Annotated in this window: 4 protein-coding genes and 1 pseudogene; 4 read left to right on the top strand and 1 reads right to left on the bottom strand. The window is 35.4% G+C overall.

Going from position 1 to position 6,332, the window contains the following annotated elements; all coding sequences use genetic code 11:
• Nucleotides 1-398: 398 nt before the first annotated feature.
• Nucleotides 399-1,385: an acyltransferase family protein gene (locus tag M3183_RS24245; RefSeq protein ID WP_251473944.1), complete on the bottom strand. Its 987-nt coding sequence runs from the start codon at nucleotides 1,383-1,385 to the stop codon at nucleotides 399-401.
• A gap of 692 nt (nucleotides 1,386-2,077) precedes the next feature.
• Here M3183_RS24245 and M3183_RS24240 point away from each other — a divergent pair.
• From M3183_RS24240 to M3183_RS24225, 4 genes and pseudogenes are all read left to right on the top strand, one after another.
• The gene (locus tag M3183_RS24240; RefSeq protein WP_251473939.1) at nucleotides 2,078-2,401 is read left to right on the top strand and encodes a metal-sensing transcriptional repressor; all 324 of its coding nucleotides are present in this window, start codon (nucleotides 2,078-2,080) and stop codon (nucleotides 2,399-2,401) included.
• A 12-nt stretch (nucleotides 2,402-2,413) separates the two neighbouring features.
• Nucleotides 2,414-4,798: a heavy metal translocating P-type ATPase gene (locus M3183_RS24235; RefSeq protein WP_311315404.1), complete on the top strand. Its 2,385-nt coding sequence runs from the start codon at nucleotides 2,414-2,416 to the stop codon at nucleotides 4,796-4,798.
• Nucleotides 4,799-4,868: 70 nt separating this feature from the next.
• Entirely contained in the window at nucleotides 4,869-5,078 is a 210-nt protein-coding gene (gene copZ / locus M3183_RS24230) for a copper chaperone CopZ (RefSeq protein WP_251473936.1), read from the top strand.
• 571 nt (nucleotides 5,079-5,649) lie between these two features.
• A pseudogene (locus tag M3183_RS24225) lies at nucleotides 5,650-6,032 on the top strand (FAS1-like dehydratase domain-containing protein).
• The last annotated feature ends 300 nt before the right edge of the window (nucleotides 6,033-6,332 follow it).

Genomic DNA, 6,332 nt, shown 5'->3' with positions numbered 1-6,332 from the left:
CTCCTAAGATTGATTTTGTGTTGTGTGTGTATAATCATCTTACTGAGGGGCTCTATTTTTATCAAACGGTAAAAAGAGCTATCTACAGGAATTCTTAATTTTGCAAATAACGGGAAAACTTCCGCTTATTTTTTACTTCCAAGGGAGCTATCCTGTAATCCAGCTTTTTCGTAGAGTCCGCTTATTCCTAAACAGAATAAACCTCCGCTTTTCTTGGCATAACAACATAGATTACGAAAACTGCCTTAATTAAAAAACAAAAGAATGGGGGAGGGGATCCAGATTCAATAAAGGCAATTGATCCAATATTATTTTGGGTATCTTGATAATTGTGACAGGGGTTTATGAAATGCTTGGAATAAGCATGAAGAGAGTTGGTCTCCCCAACTCTCTTTAGGTTATATTTTTAATTCAATTAATGGGCGAGTGTATTTTTGAATGACGTAGTTCCCTAATAACAAACAAAGCCCAAAGGAAAAGGCCGTTAGAATGAAATAATGATCTGATATATCATTCAGCGTGTCATCAGAGACAATTGTTTGCATGGTTTTGATGAAGAAACCATGCAGAAGATAGATATACAAAGTCCTCTGTCCAATCACCGTCATTTTAAATCCGTTTTTCGGAACAATCGCTAAAAATCCGTAAATAACGATTAATGTCACTAAGTACTGTGAAGCACGGATCAAGCCGCTTCCCAGCCCTTTCACACCCATATCAGCAAATGAAGTATCGCCAAGTAACCATGGTATTGCATCTTTTGGAAAGTAAGCACTTATTAACGTCATGGTTCCCAGGAGAATGGAAAAGCCAATGAATGTAGAATATTTAGCTTTTTTAATGACTTTTAAATGCTTTAGTTCCAATAAATATCCCAATAGAAAATAAGGGAAGAATACAAAAGTTCTGGAAAGCGATAAATAGCTGCCGACCTGATCAAAATAACCAATGCCAATACCGATCGCTGCTGCTATCACTAATCCTGCCCACCCTAGTCTCGCAAAAATAAAAAGTAATAAGTTCCAGCAGAATAAACTTAGCAAGAACCATAATGTCCAATGTGGTTGAAGCAAGTCAAATTTAAGATTTGGTTCATCTCCATTGAAGTAATAAAAAATGGAATAAATCACTTGGAAAATCAAGTAGGGTAATAATACTTTCTTTGCAGTTTTTAGCAAATGACCTTTCTTGTTAAATCCCTTGGAAAAATACCCTGAAATAAGAATAAAAGCTGGCATATGAAAGAGAAAAATAACAGAGTACAGAGAAAATAAAAAATCGTCGCTGCTTTTTAGAGGACTAATGACATGGCCGAAAACAACTAAAAAAATCAAAATGAATTTTGCGTTGTCAAAGTAAAAACTTCTACCTCTAGAGGAAGCCATTTTTTATTGAACACCTCCAAAATCCTTAACTAATTTGTCCGAAAAACTATTATAAAATCCTATAATAGTATAGCTAAACTTTACTGCTTTTTAAGTGATAAATGCTCTGGAAGATATTCCAAGAATGTTTGCCTTTATTGTCCATTACCACTTTACAATATAAATGTTACAAAAGTTTTAATAGAATTTTAATAAACTATAATGTTCATTTGGGATGCTGCAGTATTAACCATACTCTCTTCCATAGGAAAGTTATATCCATTGGAAAATTTAAGTTAGTCCCATATTTTTAATTTATTTGCCCTGCAAGGACTCATAGGACGCCTAAGTTGAAGAAAATCATCTGTGACATTTTTAAATCACTTTACATACATTAGAGGGGTATAGTATTATTTTGATGAAACAAGAGCAGGTATGAAAGCATCATTCTTTAAATAGATCTTCTTGAAGATGAAGGACCAGAATGAGATTAATTAAAAGTTAAGTAATAGTTGAATTGAATACGGCTTAACAAAACATTCTGCTTACTTTCTTGCAGGGATATTTTTAGTTATTTATATACTCTATATGGGTATGTTAAGTAAGAAGAGGGGAAATTTATAGCAGGGAAATGCAATTTCCACTTACTGCGTGATGATTAAAGGCATTTTTTTGTTGACATTTATACGTTAGGGGGGTATAGTATAAGAAAAATGAACAAGGAAGTGATTGATTTGGATAAATTCTTACACGATCACCCTAGTCAACCAAGAACAAAAAATGAGAAACAAGCTGTTATTAACCGATTAAAGCGAATTGAAGGCCAAGTTCGCGGCATACAAAAGATGGTGGAAGATGACCGTTATTGTATAGATATTTTAGTACAAATTAGCGCCATTCAATCTGCATTAAAAAATGTAGGTTTTAATATTACAGAACGACATATCAACCATTGTGTTAGGGATGCAATTAAACAAGGGGAAGGCAAAGAAACCATTGAGGAATTAATGAGTGTATTAAAGCAGTTTTCTAAGTAGGGAGGGATTATTGTGAGTGATACAAATCATGCAACATTAGGTATAACAGGTATGACTTGTGCGGCTTGTTCCAACCGTATTGAAAAAATATTAAATAAAATGGATGGAGTTGAAGCACAGGTTAATTTAACTACAGAAAAAGCATCTATTCATTACAATCCAGAAAAAACATCTCTTGATGAGGTAACAAAGAAAATTGAGAATATTGGTTATGGCGTTTTAAAAGAAAAAGTGGATCTTGATGTGTTTGGGATGACTTGTGCAGCTTGTTCCAACCGTATAGAAAAAGTATTAAATAAACAAGAAGGCGTTTCATATGCATTCGTAAATTTAACGACAGAAAGTGCAGCGATTGAATACAACCCTGGAGTAGTCGATGTAGAAACTTTGATTGGTAAAATTAAAAATATTGGCTATGATGCAAAGCCAAAAGCCGAAGCAAAAGAAAAACAAACCTTTAAGGAAAAAGAGCTTCAAGGTAAGAAAATCAAGTTGATTGTTTCAGCGATTCTTTCGGTGCCGCTATTAGTAACGATGCTGGTTCATTTATTTAATATGAATGTACCAGATCTATTCATGAATCCATGGTTCCAGTTTGCCTTAGCGACGCCCGTTCAATTTATTATCGGATGGCAATTTTATGTTGGTGCTTATAAGAATCTAAGTAATGGCGGGGCCAATATGGATGTGCTTGTTGCATTAGGAACAAGTGCCGCTTATTTTTATAGTCTATACGAAGCATTTAAGACCATTGGAAATCCAGCTTATATGCCTCATTTATATTTTGAAACAAGTGCAGTTTTAATTACATTGATTTTATTTGGTAAATATTTAGAAGCGAGAGCCAAAAGTCAAACGACTAATGCTATATCTGAATTGCTTAATTTACAAGCAAAAGAGGCCCGTGTCATCAGAGATGGCAAAGAAATAATGATTCCAGTTGAAGAAGTGGCTGCTGGTGATCATTTAATTGTAAAACCAGGTGAAAAAATACCGGTAGACGGTGTCGTTATGAAAGGGAAAACTTCTGTCGATGAATCCATGCTTACAGGTGAATCTATCCCTATTGAAAAAAATCCAGGGGCCAAACTAATTGGATCTACTATAAATAAAAATGGTTCGATTGAAATGGAAGCTGTAAAAGTTGGGAAAGATACTGCTCTTGCATCCATTATAAAAGTAGTAGAGGAAGCACAAGGTTCTAAAGCACCAATCCAACGTTTGGCTGATATTATTTCAGGTTATTTCGTACCAATTGTCATCGGTATTGCATTAGTCACTTTTATTATCTGGATTGCTTTTGTCGAGCCGGGGCAATTTGAGCCTGCATTAGTTGCAGCAATTGCTGTACTGGTTATTGCCTGTCCATGTGCATTAGGGCTGGCGACACCAACTTCTATTATGGTAGGAACAGGAAGAGCCGCTGAAAGTGGAATACTTTTTAAAGGCGGAGAACATTTGGAAAGAACCCACCAGCTAGAGGCAATTGTTCTGGATAAAACAGGAACCATCACAAAAGGAAAACCAGAAGTAACAGATTTTTCTGGTGATGAAGAAACCTTACAACTGTTGGCTAGTGCAGAAAAGGGATCAGAACATCCACTTGCAGGTGCAATTGTGGCATACGCAACAGAGAACGAAATTGATTTTGTAGATGTGGATGAATTTCACGCCATTCCAGGTCATGGTATTGAAGCGAAGATTTCTGGAAAACAGGTTCTTGTGGGAAATCGAAAATTAATGAATGATCATCAGATTGATATTGAGGGGTATGATGATAAATTAGTTGAATTTGAAACCAATGGCAAAACAGCAATGCTGATTGCTATTGATGGAAAGTATCGCGGAATCGTTGCGGTAGCAGATACTATTAAAGAAACAGCACCACAAGCAATTAAAGAGTTAAAAGAACAAGGATTAGAAGTTATCATGTTAACCGGGGATAACGAAAGAACAGCTCAAGCTATAGCAAAACAAGTAGGAATTGACAAAGTGATTGCACAAGTTTTACCTGAAGAAAAAGCTGATAAAGTCAAAGAAATTCAAGCTACAGGTAAAAAGGTAGCGATGGTTGGCGACGGTGTGAACGATGCTCCTGCATTAGTTACAGCTGATATTGGGATTGCCATCGGAACAGGTACGGAAGTGGCAATTGAAGCGGCTGATGTAACAATTCTCGGTGGTGAATTATTGCTCATTCCGAAAGCCATTAAAATCAGCCATGCGACCATTCGAAATATCCGTCAAAACTTATTCTGGGCTTTTGGATATAACACGGCTGGAATTCCGGTTGCAGCAATTGGATTACTTGCACCATGGATTGCCGGAGCCGCAATGGCATTGAGTTCGGTCAGTGTTGTTTCAAACTCACTTCGCTTAAAACGAATTAAATTATAAGTGGAACATCAGCATTGTGACTTTACTGCCAATTTATGCGGCATTCCACTTGGGAGGAGGTGAGAACATCATGGAAAAGAAAACATTAGACGTTCAAGGCATGTCATGCGGCCACTGTAAAGCGGCAGTAGAAGGTGCATTAAAAAATTTAAATGGTGTATCAGCAGCTGAAGTTGATTTGAAAGCTGGTAAAGTAGATGTAACTTTTGATGAATCAAAAGTGAACGTTGCTGCCATGAAAGAAGCTATTGAAGAACAAGGCTATGATGTTAAAGCCTAAATATAAGATGTAAGGAGCTGGTTTTCTTTTGGAAATCAGCTCTTATTCATTTCCTGTACTCAGCCACAATTTAATAGGTATTGGAGCAGTGTGAAAGAAAAAAATGCAGATTTAAGATACAGAACATTTTATGAACTCTGTGAGGTTATATACAATATAACTAATCAACCTTTCAAATACTTGTTTACCTTTGAATGGAGGAGGGATTGTATATAAAAAACTGCAAAGAAATTACCAAGCATTTACATAATCTTGAAAAACCAAATGCCAAAAAAGGAATACCAGTAAATTTCGGGCGGTTCCCCAAATTACCACACAGAGCTTTTCAGCTTTGGCCGGAAGAGTTTATCTAATTCTGCTAAGATGAAATGATTCGTTTCGGAACAGCGAACCGGCATAATAATCAATTAATTAACAAAGCTCTTTAGACTGTACTACAAAATGAATTAATAGATAAGAACATCAGAAAGATTGGTAAGTCAAGTTATTCTTACATAATAAAAATATGTGAAGGATGAATATAAAGCTGTTGTATATTCATTTTGATTATAAAAGTTAATGGGGAGTTTTAATGAATTTGAAAGTCGGAGATATCATTCAATTTGAACGGACGTTTACAAAAGAAGATGTTGAAAGGTTTACAAAATTATCCATGGATGAAGGGGATCACCATACGAATCCTGATGAGTTAGGCAGACTTGTGGTTCAAGGGTTGTTAACTGCTACATTACCAACAAAAGTTGGTGGAGATTACAATGTACTGGCCCGTACCATGAATTTTGAATTTTTTAGACCTGTCTTTACTGGAGATACAATAAGTTGTGAAGTAAAAATTGAAAGATTAGAAAAAAAGATAGTAATCGAATATCTATTTTGGCCGTATTCCTGTGCACTAATCAAAATGAAAAACAAGTATTGAGCGGAAATTTTGCGGGAGTCATATTAGGATATTAATCCCCGTAAAATAAATTTCTTTGTTGTACACAAGCAGCTTACTATCAATGATTTTTAGATGAAAATGGAAAAGTGTCAATGCTCCCTTAGACTAAGAGCTTGGGGGATTTATTGTTACGGTAAACTCTAGTTTGCTGATTAAGAATCAAATAATTTCCCATAACACCACCCCAAAAATATTTAATTTTTAGCTGCATTCCTTGGTTTTTTACATAAACTCTCGATAGGTAAAGCAAGGTATTTTTAATCTCTTATTATACAATTATTAGAAAAAATACCTTTTTTTGAACATGCCTTAAT

Origin of the sequence: Neobacillus mesonae, assembly GCF_023715155.1 — a bacterium.
Classification (GTDB): domain Bacteria; phylum Bacillota; class Bacilli; order Bacillales; family Cytobacillaceae; genus Neobacillus; species Neobacillus mesonae_A.
The sequence above is the reverse complement of the archived record's forward strand: the minus strand, read 5'-3'. Positions and strand labels throughout refer to the sequence as shown.

Coding starts and splice junctions, on each gene's coding strand:
- M3183_RS24245 (WP_251473944.1), bottom strand. CDS start 1,385: ATGGCTTCCTCTAGAGGTAGAAGTTTTTACTTTGACAACGCAAAATTC.
- M3183_RS24240 (WP_251473939.1), top strand. CDS start 2,078: ATGAACAAGGAAGTGATTGATTTGGATAAATTCTTACACGATCACCCT.
- copZ (WP_251473936.1), top strand. CDS start 4,869: ATGGAAAAGAAAACATTAGACGTTCAAGGCATGTCATGCGGCCACTGT.